We start from the raw sequence: 17,785 nt of genomic DNA, 5'->3' as shown, positions 1-17,785 counted from the left end.
AAAATGAATATTTCACACATTGAGCACATTGGTGTTGCAGTAGAAAACTTAGAAGAATCAATTAAGTATTACGAAGAAGTATTGGGATTGAAATGTTATGCAATTGAGGAAGTTGAAGAGCAAAAAGTAAAAACAGCTTTCTTTAAAGTAGGAGATACTAAAATAGAATTATTGGAGTCTACTGCCGAAGACGGACCGATTGGTAAATTTATTGCTAAAAAAGGTCCTGGAATGCACCATATGGCATTTGCTGTGAAAGATATAGAGAAAAACTTAGAAGACGCCGAAGCAAAAGGTGTCCGATTGTTAGATAAAACACCAAGAAAGGGAGCGGAGGGTTTAGACATCGCTTTCTTACATCCCAAGTCAACGCATGGAGTTTTAACCGAGCTCTGTGAAAAAAAAGGTGAATAACCTTTGACCATCTTCCAATAAACAACTAGCACTACAAACACACAAAAAGTTGACTCTTGGTAGAAGTAACTGAATATTACTTCTACCAACCGTTAATTACTACAATAACACAATAACAACACATGACTCTGTATTATGAAACCAACAACAAAACAAAAACAAGAAAGATCAAATGTAACATGTAAAGTACGAAATGATGAAAAAAATGATCACAATTCTCAATGAACACATAGGTGAGAACTGTGACCCAGTAGCTCTAGGAAGGAGTTGCTCACAAAGTAAGAAAAAGTAACAAGGAAACGTCAAGGTCAATAGTCGTTCATGATTTTAAGCTAAACGACTTACAAACCTAAAGTTGAATTAAAATTTGATTTTTTAAACTCATAGAAATATGAGGGTGGACGGTTATTGCCTTGATTTTCTTACTACACGAAGATGAAAAAAATAATACACTGAAATGTGTATAAGTAATATTTGACAAAAAACCCGCTGGGAGAATCAATGGGAACTAACAGAGACAAGGTTAGAGAACTTGTAGAAAAAAGATCACAAGCACGTTTAGGTGGAGGTGAAAAAAGAATTGACAAGCAACATAGTCAAGGTAAATTAACTGCTAGAGAAAGGATAGACCTTTTATTGGATGAAGGAAGTTTTGAGGAATACGATATGTTCGTAACGCACAGAACAAAATCTTTCGGGTTAGATAAGCAACAATATTTATCAGATGGTGTTGTTACTGGACACGGTACTATAGACGGTAGAGTCGTTTATGTATTTGCTCAGGATTTTACCGTTTTCGGTGGTTCATTATCTGAAACATTCGCACAGAAAATTTGTAAGGTAATGGATCAAGCCATGAAGGTGGGAGCACCTGTTATTGGTTTAAATGATTCTGGGGGAGCACGTATACAAGAAGGCGTTAGGTCTCTTGCGGGTTACGCGGAAATCTTCCAAAGAAACATAATGGCATCAGGTGTTGTGCCTCAAATTTCAGCAATCTTAGGACCTTGTGCTGGGGGTGCTGTTTATTCACCAGCTCTTACAGATTTTATTTTGATGACGGACCAGACTTCTTACATGTTTGTTACAGGTCCTAAAGTAGTTAAATCAGTGACAGGTGAAGTCATTTCAGTAGAAGATTTAGGTGGTGCAAATATGCATGCATCGAAATCTGGTGTGGCACATATGATGACTGAAAATGATGAAGAAACTTTACTACTTATTCGTAAGTTAATGAGCTTCTTACCATCAAATAACCTAGAAGAACCACCAATGATCGCCTGCAGCGATCCTACAGATAGAATAGAAGATGTATTAAATGATATTATTCCTGATGATCCTAACAAGCCATATGATATGTTAGATGTCATTCATCTGTTAGTAGACAATGAGGAATTCTTGGAAATGCACAGAGCATATGCTAAAAATATTATTACTGGGTTTGCACGTTTCAATGGTCGTCCAGTAGGGGTAATTGCCAATCAACCATCATTCTTAGCAGGTGTATTAGATATTGAAGCTTCCAAAAAAGCAGCTCGTTTTGTTCGTTTCTGTGATGCTTTCAATATTCCAATAATAACACTTGTAGATGTACCAGGTTTCTTGCCAGGTTCGGGTCAGGAATATGGTGGTATTATTCTTCATGGAGCAAAATTATTATTTGCATATGGAGAGGCAACGGTACCAAAAATTACCATTACACTGAGAAAATCTTACGGAGGTGCTCACGATGTAATGAGTTCAAAACAATTAAGAGGTGATATTAACTACGCTTGGCCAACAGCCGAAATTGCTGTAATGGGAGCCAAAGGAGCGGTTGAAGTGCTTGAAGGTAGAACAATCAGGAAGATTGAGGATGAAGCAGAAAGAGAGAAATATATTCATGATAAAGAAGATGAATATGTAGAAAAATTCGCTAATCCATACCAAGCTGCTAAATACGGTTTTATTGACGATGTGATTGAGCCTCGGAATACAAGATTCAGAATTTGTAGAGGATTAGAAGTCTTAGCCACTAAAAAAGAGGTAAATCCTCCTAAGAAACACTCTAATATTCCACTTTAAAAAATCGCATATGGAACATCAATCATTAGTTGTGGAACTGAATGAAGGGTTAGTAGTGACCCTGGTAGGATTAGCATTAGTCTTTTTAACATTGACTTTACTCTTCTTACTCTTCTCTTATGTGATGCCAGTTGTTATGAAGGTGATTAGTAAAAAGCCTAAAAAAATTGTCATCAAAAATGATAAGCAAGAAGATCAATTAATCAGCTCTACAAAGGTATCAGGTGAAGTAAATGCGGTGATTGCAGCAGCAATTTATCAGTATTTAGAAGAAGCTCACGATGATGAAGCTACAATCCTGACAATACTAAAAGTTAAGAAAGCCTACTCACCATGGAGTTCAAAAATTTATTCTGTACATGGTAGTCAGCTCAACCGTTAATCTCACAAAAAATGAAAAAATATAAATTTAAAGTTAACGGAAATAACTACTCCGTTAAAATAAATGGAGTTGAAGGACAAACAATTGAATTAGAAGTGAATGGTACTCCTTATGCTGTGGAAATGGAGAAGGAAGTGAAAGCTTCTAAAACACCAAAATTAGTTCGTTCATCAGCACCAAGAACATCAGCACCAAAAGCGGTAACACGATCTGCTAAGAAATCGAATGTGGTTGCTCCACTTCCAGGTACAATTATGAAAATTAGTGTTCGTGAAGGAGATGAAATCAAGAAAGGTGATCTTCTAATGACGATGGAAGCCATGAAAATGGAAAACAATGTTTTAGCAGAAGCTGATGGTGTGGTAGGAACATTAAAAGTTCAAGAAGGTACAGCTGTTTTACAAGGTGAAGTCCTTGTAGAGATGGCGTAATTGATTTCATTTAATTGAGTAACATGATGAAAACAAAACGCTTATTTATCGTCTTCGGTGCCATTGCGGCTATTATGATTTCTTGGGCTACTGTTAGTGCAGCAAGTTTTAGTAATCTAACAATAGGTGAAGTGACACAAAATGCTATTGCAGCAGGTACAACACCAAGTTTTGGGACTATGGCCTTAAATGGTTTAGCTAATTTTATTTCAATGACAGGTTTTGCTAACCTTACTTTACCCAATTTGGCCATGATTTGTGTTGGTTTATTCTTTATATTTTTAGCGATAAAATATGATTATGAACCACTACTATTAATCCCGATTGGTACAGGAGTTATTATAGGAAATATTCCATTTGTAGAAGGTAACCAAATTGGTTTATATGAAGAAGGTTCTGTATTGAACTATCTTTATTTTGGAGTAGAAAAAGGTATTTACCCTCCATTAATCTTTTTAGGAATTGGAGCCATGACCGATTTCTCTTCATTGATTGCCAATCCAAAGCTTATGCTTTTAGGAGCAGCAGCGCAAGTAGGAGTTTTCCTCACTTTTATTGGAGCAATTGCTTTAGGTTTTGATTTAAGAGAAGCAGCATCTATTGGTATTATTGGTGGTGCAGATGGTCCAACAGCCATTTTCTTATCTTCAAAAGAAGCCCCACATTTACTAGGAGCAATTGCGATTGCAGCCTACTCATATATGGCCCTAGTACCTGTAATTCAACCGCCAATTATGCGATTGATGACAACTCCTGAAGAGCGTAAAATTAGAATGAAACCACCAAGAACTGTTTCGAAAACAGAAAAAATTATTTTCCCATTGGTGGGGTTAATTTTAACAACGTTCATCTCACCTAGTGCATTGCCACTATTAGGGATGTTGTTCTTTGGTAACTTATTAAAAGAATCAGGTCATACAGAACGTTTAGCCAACACAGCCAGAACGTCAATGATCGATATTGTAACCATTCTTTTAGGAGTTACAGTAGGAGCTTCAACACAAACCAGTGAATTTATCACTTTAAATTCAATGAAAATATTCGCTTTAGGAGCAGCTTCATTTGCTGTAGCCACCTTCTCAGGTTTAGCTTTTGCAAAATTGATGAATGTGTTCTTAAAAGGAGACAACAAAATAAACCCACTCATTGGAGCTGCAGGTGTATCAGCAGTTCCAGATTCTGCAAGGGTAGTACAACAAGAAGGGTTAAAAGCAGATCCCTCGAACCACTTACTTATGCATGCAATGGCACCGAATGTTTCTGGTGTGATTGGTTCAGCTGTGGCAGCAGGTATATTGATCAGCTTCTTGACTTACTTCGCTCAAATAGGAGGAATTTAATTTTTTATCATATTTAATGAAGGTGTTTTCATCATGAAAATGATAACACCTTCAACACAACACTTAATATTATGACAAAGCAATATGTAAGCGCAGCGGAAGCTGTCAAGTTAATTAAGTCAGGAGACAGAGTTGTAGTTCAAGGTGGTGCTGGTACTCCACAAGCTTTAGTAAAGGCAATGACAGCTAGAGCTCCTGAATTAAGAGATGTTGAAGTTTGCCACATACATACTGAAGGTTATGCAGACTATGCAAAAGAAGAATATGCTGATAGCTTTAAGTCAAATAACTTTTTTATTGGTGGTAATGTAAGAAAAGAAATTTGGGCAGGTAATGCACAATACGTTCCAGTATTTTTATCTGATATCCCGAATTTATTTAGAAGAGATATTTTACCATTAGATGTTGTTTTAGTAAATGTTTCAACTCCAGATATACATGGCTATTGTTCATTAGGTGTATCAGTTGATATCATGGTAGCAGCTGTTGAAAAAGGAAAAACTATTATTGCTCAAGTGAATAAACAAATGCCTCGTTGTATGGGGGATGGTATCATTCACATTGACCGCTTTGATGCTATTATTGAAGTTGATGAGCCTATATATGAAATGAGTTTCTCCCAACCATCTGATGTAGAGCAACAAATAGGTGCTCATGTAGCATCTTTAGTGGAAGATGGTGCTACATTACAAATGGGTATTGGTGGTATTCCTAATGCTGTTTTGACCTATTTACATAATCACAAAGATTTAGGAGTTCATACTGAAATGTTCTCTGAAGGATTAATTGACTTATGTGAAAAAGGGATAGTCAACGGTGCCAAGAAAAAATTAAATCCTCATAAAATTGTATCAGGCTTTGCAATGGGAACGAAGCGTCTGTATGATTTCATGAATGATAATCCTGAAGTAGAAATGATGGATATTGCTTATGTAAATGATACCGCGAACATTCGTCAAAATCCTAAAGTTACAGCAATAAATTCTGCTATTGAAGTTGATTTAACAGGTCAAATCTGTGCGGATTCAATTGGTACTAGAATGTACTCTGGTGTTGGTGGTCAAATGGACTTTATGCGTGGAGCAGCCCTTTCTGAGGGAGGTAAGCCAATTACAGCACTTCCATCGATCACAGCAAAAGGAGTATCGAAGATTTCACCTTTCTTACAACAAGGTGCAGGAGTAGTTACAACAAGAGCTCATGCTCGCTTTGTTGTAACAGAATATGGTATTGCAGATCTTTTTGGCAAAAACTTAGCACAGCGTGCACATGCTCTTATAGCAATCGCTCACCCGATGCATAGAGAGAACTTGGACCGTGAAGCGAGAGAACGTTTTGGCAGAAGTTATTCATCATTTTCTTTAAATGTACCTGAGTTGGTATAATCAAAGAGAAATGTTTAAATTGTAATACCAATACACACTAAAATAACAAAGCAATGGCTGAAAAATTATTTTCAGACTTCGAACCAATCAGTAAAGAGACTTGGAAAGAAAAAGTAATCACTGATTTAAAAGGAGCTGATTTCGATAAAAAGCTGGTATGGAAAACTGAAAATGGAATGATGATCCAACCATACTTTACAGCAGAAGATAGAGTAGAAAAAACGGATGTATTATCCGATCTAAAAAATATATTACCTTCAAATGAAGAGGAAGGTTTAAACTGGAAAAGCTATCAAAGAGTTGTCGGAAAAGATAACGCAGAAGTGAATACCAATGCACTTTACCTACTAGATAGAGGTGTAGAAGGATTAATTTTCGATGTAGATAGTATTAAAGATTTTGATATTGAACTAGCCTTCAAAGGAATCAGTATTGAAATGATCAGCATCGGTTTTGAAAATGTAAAACATCCTCGTACTTTAATTAGAGATTATGTAGGGTATTTACACATTCATGGTGTTTCATTAAATCACGTATCTGGTTACATCAACTTTGACCCAATCCATCAATTTACAACTACAGGTGTACTGGATGAAGAAGGATTCCAACGTTTATCAAGATTAATTTCTTACACAGAAGAAATGCCTGCTTTCAAAGTAATGGCAATTTCATCAAGTGCTTTTGTAAACGCTGGTGCAAATCATGTTCAAGAATTAGCATTTACATTAAATACACTAGTTGAGTATATTGATCAGTTAGCGAAGTTCGATGTTGAACCTATCAATGTATTAAATAATGTAGTCTTCCAAGCAACAGTTGGAGGAGATTATTTCCATGAGATTGCAAAATTCAGAGCATTTAGATTATTAGCATTAGAAATTGCAAAATTATACAATAAAGATTTCTCATCTGAGAATATTGAAATTGTTGCAAATTCTTCACTATGGTCTAAGTCATTATATGATCCAAATGTAAACATGCTTCGTAATACAACGGAAGCAATGTCTGCAGTATTGGGTGGAGTTGATGCTATCAATATTGAAGCACATAATGCTTCTTATGAAGAACCAACAAAACAATCTCAACGTGTTGCACTTAACATCTCTCACATCTTGAGAGAAGAGGCTTACTTAGGTAAAGTGGCTGATCCTGCAGCAGGTTCTTATTACATTGATACATTGACTGAAAAGTTAATGGATGCAGCATTGATGCTTTTCCAAACTATTGAATCTGAAGATGGTTTCTTAAAAGCCTTTAAAGACGGAGGAATCCAAAATCAAATTCAACATACGAGAGATCTAAAGGAAAAAATGATCGCTCAAAGAAGAAGTGTGTATGTTGGGACTAATAGATATCCAAATCAACAAGAAATGATCAACCCAGAACAAGTAAAAGTTACTCACGATCATGTTGCAGAAGTTGAGTTATTATTACCACAAAGAGCCACACTTCAGTTTGAAAATCTTCGTTTAAAAACGGAAAAATATGTCCACGATGGAGGGCAAAGACCAAAAGTGTTCAACACTCTTTTTGGTAACCTTGCAATGAGAAAAGCTCGTTCGACTTTCGCAATGGATTTTTTTGGTACAGCTGGATTTGTATCTGAAGAGCAATTCTACAATTCAGTAGATGAAGCAATTCAAGGTGCTATTTCATCTGATGCCGATGTCATTGTAATGTGTTCTTCAGACCCAGAATACCAAGAGCATGTTGCAACTTTTGCTAAGGCTTTTAAAGCTTCTGAAGCAAAAAATAAAAAACTAATCTTGGCGGGTTATCCAGGTGAGCATGAAAGTGATTACACTGCTGCTGGAGTAGACGGATTTATTCATGTAAAGACAAATGCAATTCAAGCCTTGAGACAGTTCCAACTGGATTTGGAAATTAATTAAGAAAAGGTGCAAATGTTTTTGATTTAAAGAACGAAGAAAATGAAACCAGATTTTTCAAAATTAAATATAAATGATATCAAAGTTGTCACTCCTGAGAAGCTTGTGGAAGAACAAAACAAGCCATGGACAACTGCTGAAGGTATCGATGTAAAGCAAGGTTTTTCTAAAGAAGACACGCAATCAGCTGAACATTTAGCTTTTGGTGCAGGTTTACCTCCTTTCTTAAGAGGTCCTTACTCAGCAATGTATGCTTTACGACCTTGGACTATTCGACAATATGCAGGTTTTTCAACTGCAGAAGAGTCTAATGCGTTTTATAAAAGAAACTTAGCAGCTGGTCAAAAAGGGCTTTCTGTTGCCTTTGACTTAGCTACTCATAGGGGGTATGATTCTGATCACCCAAGAGTTGTAGGGGATGTAGGAAAAGCAGGTGTAGCGATTGATTCAGTTGAAGATATGAAAATTTTATTCAATGATATTCCATTGGATAAAATGTCAGTATCAATGACAATGAATGGAGCTGTGATACCTGTATTAGCCTTCTACATTGTTGCCGCTGAAGAGTCAGGAGTTTCAAAAGAGAAATTGAGTGGTACTATTCAAAATGATATTTTGAAGGAGTTCATGGTACGTAACACATATATTTACCCTCCAAAACCATCAATGAGAATCATCTCTGATATCTTCTCATATACTTCTAACAATATGCCGAAATACAACTCTATTTCTATTTCGGGTTACCATATGCAAGAAGCTGGAGCTACTGCTGATATCGAATTAGCTTATACGCTTGCAGATGGTTTAGAATACTTAAGAGCTGGTAAAGCAGCTGGATTAGATATTGATGCATTCGCACCTCGTTTATCATTTTTCTGGGCAATTGGTATGAATCATTTTATGGAAATTGCGAAAATGAGAGCAGGTCGTATGTTATGGGCGAAAATTGTAAAACAATTTAACCCTAAAAACCCTAAGTCAATGGCACTGAGAACACATTCTCAAACTTCAGGTTGGTCATTGTCAGAGCAGGATCCCTTTAACAACGTAGCTAGAACCACCATTGAAGCAATGGGTGCAGCGTTAGGACATACTCAGTCTTTACACACCAACGCATTGGATGAAGCAATTGCATTACCAACTGACTTCTCAGCTCGTATTGCTCGTAATACACAGCTATATTTACAAGATGAAACCAATATCTGTAAGGTTATTGATCCTTGGGCAGGGTCTCATTATGTAGAATATTTGACGAATGAAATTGCTCAAAAAGCTTGGGGACTTATTGAAGAAGTTGAAGAGCATGGCGGTATTGCAAAAGCAATTGAGAAGGGGATTCCAAAAATGAGAATTGAGGAAGCTTCTGCAAGAAAACAAGCACGTATTGATTCTGGTCAAGATACAATCGTTGGTGTAAACAAATACATCTCTGATGAAAAGACTGAAATCGACGTACTTGAAATCGATAACACTGCAGTAAGAGAAGGTCAGATTGCTCGTTTAAATAAAATGAGAGAAGAGCGTGATGCAGAAAAAGTAGAATCTGCTTTAACTGCCATCGAGAAAGCTGCTGCAACTGGTGAGGGGAACTTACTTGAGTTAGCTGTTGAAGCAGCAAGATGTAGAGCTTCTTTAGGTGAAATTTCTGATGCTATGGAAAAAGATTTCGGAAGATATAAGGCAACAATTCGTAATATCTCAGGAGTTTATTCTCATGAAGTAGCAGGTGACAAAGCATTTGCTGAAGCGAAAAGTCTAGCCAACGAATTTGAAAAATTAGAAGGAAAGCGTCCAAGAGTAATGATCGCAAAAATGGGTCAAGATGGTCACGATCGAGGTGCAAAAGTTATTGCAACTTCATTCGCAGATATCGGATTCGATGTGGACATGGGACCTTTATTCCAAACTCCTGAAGAAGTAGCACGTCAAGCAGCAGAAAATGATGTCGATTGTGTAGGTGCATCTTCATTAGCAGCAGGACATAAAACATTGATTCCACAATTAATTGAGGAGTTGAAACGCCTCGGTCGTGAAGATATCATGGTATTTGCAGGAGGTGTAATTCCTGAGCAAGATTACCAATTCTTATATGACAACGGAGTATCAGCAATCTTTGGACCTGGTACTAAGATACCTGTTTCAGCGAAGAAAGTACTTCAGTTACTGTTAGAAGAGGATGAAGTGGAAAAGTAAATGTCTAAATGAATTATTATAATAATTTGTGAGATAAATATTGGGGTACTGCTAATGCGATTGCAGTACCCTTTTTTCATTTTAATATAATTCTACTAGTTTAGTATATCTATCTATTTAAAAAACAAACTATGAAATATTACTTATTATTATTTTTATTAATATCAACACAACTTTTACATGCTCAATCTTCAAAAGTCATTGAAACAAAAACGGTAAAGAGTGAGATTTTAGGAAAAGAAAAAAAATATTCAGTTTATCTACCATCAGGTTATGATAAATCTGATAGAAGTTACCCTGTATTATATTTACTTCATGGTTATAGTGATAATCACACAGGTTGGATACAATTTGGTGAAGTGCAAAGGATAGCAGATAAAGCAATTAAAGAAGGGAATGCTACACCAATGATTATTATTATGCCAGATGCCGATACTGATCGTATTGGTTATACTAATACAATTGATGGGAATTGGAATTATGAAGATTATTTCTTCAAAGAGTTAATGCCTCATGTGGAGAAGACTTATCGCATAAGAAATGAGAAACGTTATCGAGCTATTGCTGGTTTAAGCATGGGAGGTGGAGGCACCTTCATTTATGCCTTAAGACATCCAGAATTATTTGCTGCAGCTTGCCCTTTGAGTGCATGGTTTAGTGAAGCTGACCCTGAGGAAAGAAGGGGTGAAGTTGATGAATACTATAAAGGGAAATCAAAAAAGGAAATACAAGAACATATCGACCGAAATAATCCCCTGAAACTTGTTGAAGCATTACCTGAAAAAATTGAATGGAAAAATCAACTCAGGTGGTATATAGATTGTGGAGATGATGATTTTCTTTATGAAGGGAATAGCAAAATGCATATTCTAATGAGAGATAAAAAAATACCTCATGAATATAGAGTTAGAGATGGAGGTCATTCATGGACTTATTGGAGAGAGTCATTACCAACAGTTTTAGCGTTTATTTCTCAATCTTTCCATCAATATTAAAACGAAAGAGTCTATCATTAGTACTAAGTTTGATAGACTCTTTTTTATTTTATTTCTTCACTGTCATCAGAATTTTTAGGTCTTTTGTCATCTTCATTGAGATATAATGTTTGTGTAGGGAATGCAAAATCAACCCCAATGTCTTCCGCTAACTTTATAATCGATAACATGACTTCTTCTCTAGCTTTTAATTCAATTATTCTATCAGGTGTCGTAATATACATTTGAAAAATAATATCTAATGAACTTGGTCCAAAAGTATGTAAATTAACATAATAAACATCTTCTCTATTCAACGGGTGTTTTTCAATGATTTTCTTAATTCCTGAAGTAAATTTTATAATTTTTTCTCTTGGTGTACCATAAGTGATTGATATGGTAGTAAGGAACCTTCTATAATTTCTTTTCCCTTTGTTATCTACTTTATTATCAGATAATTGATTATTTGGGATAACAAGTAATGAATCTTCAAATGTTCTGATTTTTGTAGATCTAAAACCAATTTCTTCAACAATGCCGCTTTGTGTGTCGATTTCAATATAGTCACCAACTTTAAATGGTTGATCTGTAAACAGCATAATTGAACTGAAGAAATTCTTCACGGTATCTTGAGCAGCAAGGGCAATAAGAATACCGCCAAATGAAATACCTGCCACAAGTTTATTGATATCAAAACCTATAAAATTTAAGGTGCCAAGTGTACCAATTATTAGGCTTAGAATTTTTAAAGACGTTGATAGTAGAGGAGTTAAACTTCTATTCAACTTCATCTTATTATATCTGTTTTTTCGATAGATATTATATACAGTTACATCTGAAACACGGTATAGAATTACAGTACAATAAATTCCTATTAATAGTTTTGTAGACATATTTAAAAAATATGAAAACGAACCTGTTAAAAGTAATAAGGGTATTGACCAATAGAAAATTGTTAATGAAATAGTGATAGTTATTGTATGTAATGCTTTTGCTAATAACTGTCTAAAAGCTTCTGTTTGAAGTTTCTTAAAAAAGAAATTAGTAATTATAAAGTAGAGAAATTTATCTAATGCATATCGTAATGTAAACAATGATAGTAATATAAAAGAGGTTAGTAAAATTTTCCATATCCTTACACCTAATATTGAAAAACCATTTTCTTTAAATTTTGTAACATATACTAAAAAAGATCTTGTGTAAGTAGGATAAAATTCTTCGTATAAAGAATGAATCCTATTAGCTGTAAAGCGTGAATAATACCAATTTCCATCAGAATATTTTACAAGATATACATCTGGAAGTTCTTTAGATAATGTAAACCTTACTCTATCTGTTTTTTTATCAATATAATTTTTTTTTAAACTTAAATTAGTATTGTAAGCATAGATATCATTTGCTCTTAATATAAGCTTTAATTCTGTTGCTAATTTGATCCTTGTTTCTAAATCTCCTATTCTTGGATTAAATACATTCGCAGCTATCTCCGGGTGAAAATTATCATCAGATAAAAAATCGATATGTGTATGAAATGTATGGTAAGGACTGCTTAAAGAGTATTCCAAATTACCTACTTTTTTAAATTTGTAAAATTCATGATCTTTTGGGAAACTCTCCAATGAATCAATAACTTGAGCAAAAGTTTGATTAGAATAAATGACAAATAATAATGAAAGTAATAGCCTAAGCTTCATAATTAAAATATTGATAAAGTAAACAAGAGGCACCTTTTAATGATGCCCCTTGATCAAAACTATACAATTATATTTTATTATGGGAGAGTCGCTTCATAATATCCAACAGCATCTAGACCTCCTGTAGCAGGTGAATAAGTTCTATAGAAAACTCTCACTACATTATTTTCTTCAATCTGAATTGTACTTTGAGCATTTAAGATATTTCCAATTTTTGTATCAATATCTTCTTGTGAATTATTTCTCAAGTCAAAGTTTGGATAACTTTCACCTTGAGTTTTATAATCAGAATCAGTTAAAGTGTATTCAAGGTCAGTATTTTGCTCTTCCACTAACATATAATTATAAATAGGAGATAATTCCCATCCTGATAATTCCGGTTTCCATTTATAAGCCGATGTAGAATCTATTGTAGTACTACCATTATAATAAGCATAAGTGACATTTAAAATATCACCCTCAACACCATAATAGATTTGATCAATAATTTGCACTACACCGCATGAATCATCATCTGGTGGAGCAGTACTAGAAAAGTTGTTATACCTTGCTACATTATCATTACAGGAGGTAGCATAATCATCTTCTGTTAGAGTATAATCAATCTCAATAGGAGCCTTAGCAGTGCTATCTTCTAACTCATTATGGATATCTTCTAATGGGTTACAGGCAAAATACCCTAAAGTAAAGAATAAGAGACCTGCTATTTTATATATCTTTTTCATACAAATATGAGCTATATGTCAATTTTAGAAAGTAACTTTTAGTGATGTAGACCAAGTTGTACCAGCACCATAATAAACAGTAGCAGAAGTATAATCGTGCGTACTTCCATCTCTTGCATCAGAAACATATTGTACATTACCTACATTATTAACCTTAGCATTTAATGATGCGTTAAATGGACCCATTGGGAATTTATATGATGCATATAAATCAAATAAATTATAGGTAGGTACCTTCCAAGGATCAGTAGCATCCTCTGGTGAATTAAGGTCTGTAACTTGAAAATCAGCATATAATCGATCATATATATTCCAATCACAACCTACTTTTAAACCCGCGATGACTTGATAAGACGCACCAATTGCACCTGTAGTTTGTGCAGCATCACCAACATGAATACCTTCTGCATAAACATTAGTAGTACCAATTTCTTGTTGCTGATCATTGTAAATTGGAACATTAAGAACATTACTATTCCATTTCCAATCTCCGTATGAGAACATAGCTGTTATGTTAAATTTATCAGTTGGACGAATAACTAAATCTACTTCGATCCCCATATGCAAGGCATCAATACCTGGGATATTTACAGAATACGTTTCTCCATTATCAGGATCTCTTTGAGAATCTCTATAGAATTTATCTTTCCAACTTGTGTAATAAGCATTAACATTACCACTAATTAATTGGCTTCTATACCCATAACCCAATTCAAAACTTAATGCTTTTTCATTGATCACACCTTCATTAACTTCATTGTCATAAGTTGGCCATATACTATTAAAGAAAGGCTGTCTAGAGAAGTAACCAAGGTTGAAAAATACATTATGGCTTTCATTTAAATTATAATTTACACCACCTTTTACATTATAACCTATAAAGCTTTGCCAATCAGTTTCTTGATCAGCTCCAACATATTGGAAATAATCAATTCTTTTTGCAGATTGATTAGATAAGGAAGCAGAAACAAAAGCTGATAACGCTTCGTCTGAATATTCAGCCTGTGCAAAAAGGGCTTGCCAGGCTACAATGCCATCATTATTATATTGAACTTTATCACCAACTTGAACTACACGGTCCATTGATTGAGGTGATCCAGGTTGAATTACACCACTTGAACCAGCTGGGTCAACATAAAATTCACCACCAAGAAGATCTTTAACTTCTCGATAATGATTTCCTTCATACCAACGAAAATCAATACCACCAGTAAAAACAATTTCGTCAGATAGATTTGCTGTTAATGTGGATAAACCACCATACCAAGAGTGATTATTTACACCGTTAACAATAATACTTTCAGATCCTTGTCGACCAGCGGCAACGTTTTCGTCAACTATTCTATCAATATCTATCACTCCGTCTCTTCTGTAGGGGGAGCTCCATGCTGCAGCAAATTTTGAGGTGTTACCAGCAGTAGTAGATCCACCTCCACGACCAATTGAAGCATATACAACTGTCGCTAAATCTAATTTATCATTAATTGTCCAATACCAATTAAGACCCATTTGAGGTTTATGATAATAGTTTTCATAAATATTAAATTCTCTACCATCTCTGTAACCAAAATCAGGATTATATTTAATTCCTCTTCCTGATTCCTGATAATCAACCATATTCACTCTATTTCTTCTTTGACCATGAACTTGTGGTGCTCCAAAAACTGAAAATGAAAGTTGGTGACTATCATTAATTTGCTTAGCGATATTAGCAAAATAAGAATATCCTTCAAATGCTGTAGCTTCTACAAATCCTAATCCAGTAGTTTTTGACCCTGATACTGTTACAGCCCAACCATTCTCTGTTTGACCAGTAGAAGCAGTAAAGGCTATTTTATTGTAATTATTGTTCCCAATACCATAAAATACGTTACCTCCTTTTTTAGCATCTGTTGTTCTAGTTAATATATTAATAGTTCCTCCAACAGAAGGTACAGCAACTTTGGCGGCTCCTAAACCTCTTTGAACTTGCATTGTTCTTGTTACATCGGATAAACCAGCCCAGTTTGACCAATATACAGTACCGTTTTCCATATCATTAACAGGTACACCATTGATCATTACCGCAATATTTTCCGTAGAGAAACCTCTTAAATTTATTCTAGAATCACCATAACCACCACCTTGTTTTGTAGCATAAACACCAGGAGTTGATTTCAGAATTTCTGGAAATTCTTGTGTGCCAAGTTTTTCTTCTAATACTTCAGGTTTTATAGTTGAAACGGCTACAGGAGTTTTTCTATCAACGGCTACTGAAGCAACAACTTCAACTTCTGCCAAACCAATTGCATCAGAGAGCATATATTGCATTCCTAAGTCTTCTTCACCACCTGATAAGGTTAAAGTTTTTTCAATGGATTGAAGACCGACAAATGAAATTACTAAAGTGATTTCTCCAGACTTGGAGGTTTTTAAAACGAAATTTCCATCAAAATCTGAAGTAGTTCCTGTCGTTGTCCCTTTAATGACAATCGAAGCTCCTATAACAGGTTGATCAATTTCTTTCTCTATTACTGTACCTGTAACGATAGTAGTTACCTCTTGGGCATAAAGTGAGTAAGTAATAAGTAAAGAAAGAAGAAGGGTTAATACCTTTTTCATAAGAAATAGTTAAAATAATAATTGTAGAGTTTATCCTAATATAAATTGGTTTTAGAATCCTCTAAGTATAAGTTTTCTATAAATATAAAGAGATAACAGAATAATTCTTAAGTATTTAACCCTACTTTTTTAAAAAAAGAACCCCAACATGAGAATCTTCATGTTGGGGTTAAAAATTATACAATTTATAATTTATTGTTTGATCCAAGTACTTGTAGTACCATCAAAAATATATGTCCTTGACACAGTGTTAGTGCCATTGTCATAATATTCGTAGTATACTGTAACTTCTTGATCCGCTACATTTAATTCAGAATAATTTGTCTCTAAAATTAAAGCTATTTTAGCATCAATTACATTATCAACAGTAATACCACTTCCTTCAGGGAATTCACCAGGCTCATTATCATAGTAACCAAAGTTACCATATCTATCATCACCAGTTAATGCATAATCAGCAGAAGTTAAAGTAACTTCAGCAGCTTTAGATAACAACCATACACCTCCATCAGTACCAAATGAATATTTGAATTTATCCATAGCGCCACTATTTAATACAGGTGCGATTTGCATCCATGAATCACCCTTCTCAAATGTCATCGATTGAATAATTGTTCCAAGTTCGCTACCAGCATAATACTTGTATAAGTATTGAATCTGATCACCTTCTTGTGCATATGGCATACTAGATGCTGCAAATTGCGGTAAATAGTTTTCAGGAGCTACAGAAGAACTGAAGTTATTATATCTACCAGGAGCACCCATTGCATCATAATCTTCATCAAATAACATGTATAGAGTAGGAGAGCCTGAATAAACATCAAAACCATCTGCCTCTTTTTCAAAAGCTTTATGAACTAATACTTTGTTTAATTCTTCCTCAGGAGTACCTTCTTCGTAATTTTCAATAACGCTATAAGATGTCATTACAACAAAACCTTCTTCGCTATCAGCATACATTGCATCAAGAATTGATGGCATTGCACTTCCTGCTACAACTTCATTGATAAATGCATCATCAACATCTACTTGTTGTTCTTGAATTTCATAAGAACGTTTTTGTTGAGTAGTAGTAGAATTGCTATAGAATGCATATTCAACTGTGAATTTATTACCAATAACAATTTCATCTGGATAGTTTGTTCTCAAGATGTCATTGATTTTAGCATCAATTACATTATCAACTTGCACACCGTCAGGATATTCACCAGCTTCATCATCATACCAACCGAAGTTATTATACTTATCTCCAGTTACGGCATAATCATCGTTATTCAAAACAATTGTAGTTAAAGACTCATCTAAATCAATACCAACTGTAACAGCACCTTGATTAGCATTTAAATAATCTTCTTCAGATACATAATACGGATCGTTAAAAGATGGTGCATCTACTAAAGTTTGAACTGTATAACTAACTTCAACCAATTTACCGTCAGTATATTGATTAGCTCTGTAATTGTTCAATAGGATAGAAGGAATTGTATCTTGTGCTTCTTCTACAGTAGTGAATACGTGATCATCCTCTGAAATAACATAAGTAGCAGGAATCTCATCATTATCTCTCTGTAAGGCTAGATCATCGTTTACAAATTCATTGATCTCTTTGTATGGATCACAAGAAGAAAGACCAATTACTAATGATAATATATAAATAAATGACTTTTTCATTTTTTGATTATTATGTCGTTAA

Annotated in this window: 13 protein-coding genes; 9 read left to right on the top strand and 4 right to left on the bottom strand. The window is 34.6% G+C overall.

The genetic code is table 11. From position 1 onward, the window contains the following. Positions 1 to 3 precede the first annotated feature (3 nt). The 9 genes from mce to ACXAHM_RS06540 all read left to right on the top strand — a co-directional run bounded on the left by mce (position 4) and on the right by ACXAHM_RS06540 (position 11,093). The gene (gene mce, locus ACXAHM_RS06580; RefSeq protein ID WP_474959616.1) at positions 4 to 414 is read left to right on the top strand and encodes a methylmalonyl-CoA epimerase; all 411 of its coding nucleotides are present in this window, start codon (positions 4 to 6) and stop codon (positions 412 to 414) included. Positions 415 to 915: 501 nt separating this feature from the next. Then, a complete protein-coding gene (locus ACXAHM_RS06575) occupies positions 916 to 2,478 on the top strand; it encodes an acyl-CoA carboxylase subunit beta (RefSeq protein WP_474959615.1) in 1,563 nt (520 codons plus the stop codon). A gap of 10 nt (positions 2,479 to 2,488) precedes the next feature. After that, positions 2,489 to 2,860, top strand: coding sequence for an OadG family transporter subunit (locus ACXAHM_RS06570; protein ID WP_474959614.1), 372 nt, complete (start codon positions 2,489 to 2,491; stop codon positions 2,858 to 2,860). 11 nt (positions 2,861 to 2,871) lie between these two features. Further along, a complete protein-coding gene (locus ACXAHM_RS06565) occupies positions 2,872 to 3,291 on the top strand; it encodes a biotin/lipoyl-containing protein (RefSeq protein ID WP_474959613.1) in 420 nt (139 codons plus the stop codon). 23 nt (positions 3,292 to 3,314) lie between these two features. Next, the gene (locus tag ACXAHM_RS06560) at positions 3,315 to 4,631 is read left to right on the top strand and encodes a sodium ion-translocating decarboxylase subunit beta (protein WP_474959612.1); all 1,317 of its coding nucleotides are present in this window, start codon (positions 3,315 to 3,317) and stop codon (positions 4,629 to 4,631) included. A 71-nt stretch (positions 4,632 to 4,702) separates the two neighbouring features. Next, positions 4,703 to 6,016: an acetyl-CoA hydrolase/transferase family protein gene (locus tag ACXAHM_RS06555; protein WP_474959611.1), complete on the top strand. Its 1,314-nt coding sequence runs from the start codon at positions 4,703 to 4,705 to the stop codon at positions 6,014 to 6,016. Between the two features lie 53 nt (positions 6,017 to 6,069). Next, positions 6,070 to 7,908 (top strand): methylmalonyl-CoA mutase family protein, encoded by a 1,839-nt coding sequence (locus tag ACXAHM_RS06550; RefSeq protein ID WP_474959610.1) that lies wholly within the window; start codon positions 6,070 to 6,072, stop codon positions 7,906 to 7,908. 39 nt (positions 7,909 to 7,947) lie between these two features. Beyond that, entirely contained in the window at positions 7,948 to 10,098 is a 2,151-nt protein-coding gene (gene scpA, locus ACXAHM_RS06545; protein ID WP_474959609.1) for a methylmalonyl-CoA mutase, read from the top strand. Between the two features lie 131 nt (positions 10,099 to 10,229). After that, positions 10,230 to 11,093 (top strand): alpha/beta hydrolase, encoded by an 864-nt coding sequence (locus ACXAHM_RS06540; RefSeq protein WP_474959608.1) that lies wholly within the window; start codon positions 10,230 to 10,232, stop codon positions 11,091 to 11,093. Positions 11,094 to 11,137: 44 nt separating this feature from the next. On the opposite strand, the gene ACXAHM_RS06535 is transcribed toward ACXAHM_RS06540, so the two are convergent. The 4 genes from ACXAHM_RS06535 to ACXAHM_RS06520 form a co-directional block, all read right to left on the bottom strand. Beyond that, positions 11,138 to 12,766 (bottom strand): mechanosensitive ion channel family protein, encoded by a 1,629-nt coding sequence (locus ACXAHM_RS06535; protein WP_474959607.1) that lies wholly within the window; start codon positions 12,764 to 12,766, stop codon positions 11,138 to 11,140. Positions 12,767 to 12,843: 77 nt separating this feature from the next. Next, positions 12,844 to 13,491, bottom strand: a complete 648-nt coding sequence (locus ACXAHM_RS06530) for a hypothetical protein (RefSeq protein ID WP_474959606.1) — start codon at positions 13,489 to 13,491, stop codon at positions 12,844 to 12,846. Between the two features lie 24 nt (positions 13,492 to 13,515). Beyond that, positions 13,516 to 16,092 carry a TonB-dependent receptor gene (locus ACXAHM_RS06525; protein ID WP_474959605.1) on the bottom strand — a complete coding sequence of 859 codons (2,577 nt, stop codon included), beginning with the start codon at positions 16,090 to 16,092 and terminating at the stop codon, positions 13,516 to 13,518. 192 nt (positions 16,093 to 16,284) lie between these two features. After that, on the bottom strand, positions 16,285 to 17,763 hold the full coding sequence (locus ACXAHM_RS06520; RefSeq protein WP_474959604.1) for a hypothetical protein: 1,479 nt from the start codon (positions 17,761 to 17,763) through the stop codon (positions 16,285 to 16,287). Positions 17,764 to 17,785 lie beyond the last annotated feature (22 nt).

The sequence above is a fragment of the Flammeovirga sp. AWQ4_249 genome, assembly GCF_056161045.1.
Note: the sequence above shows the minus strand (reverse complement) of the source record. Positions and strands in the feature narration are given on the sequence as shown.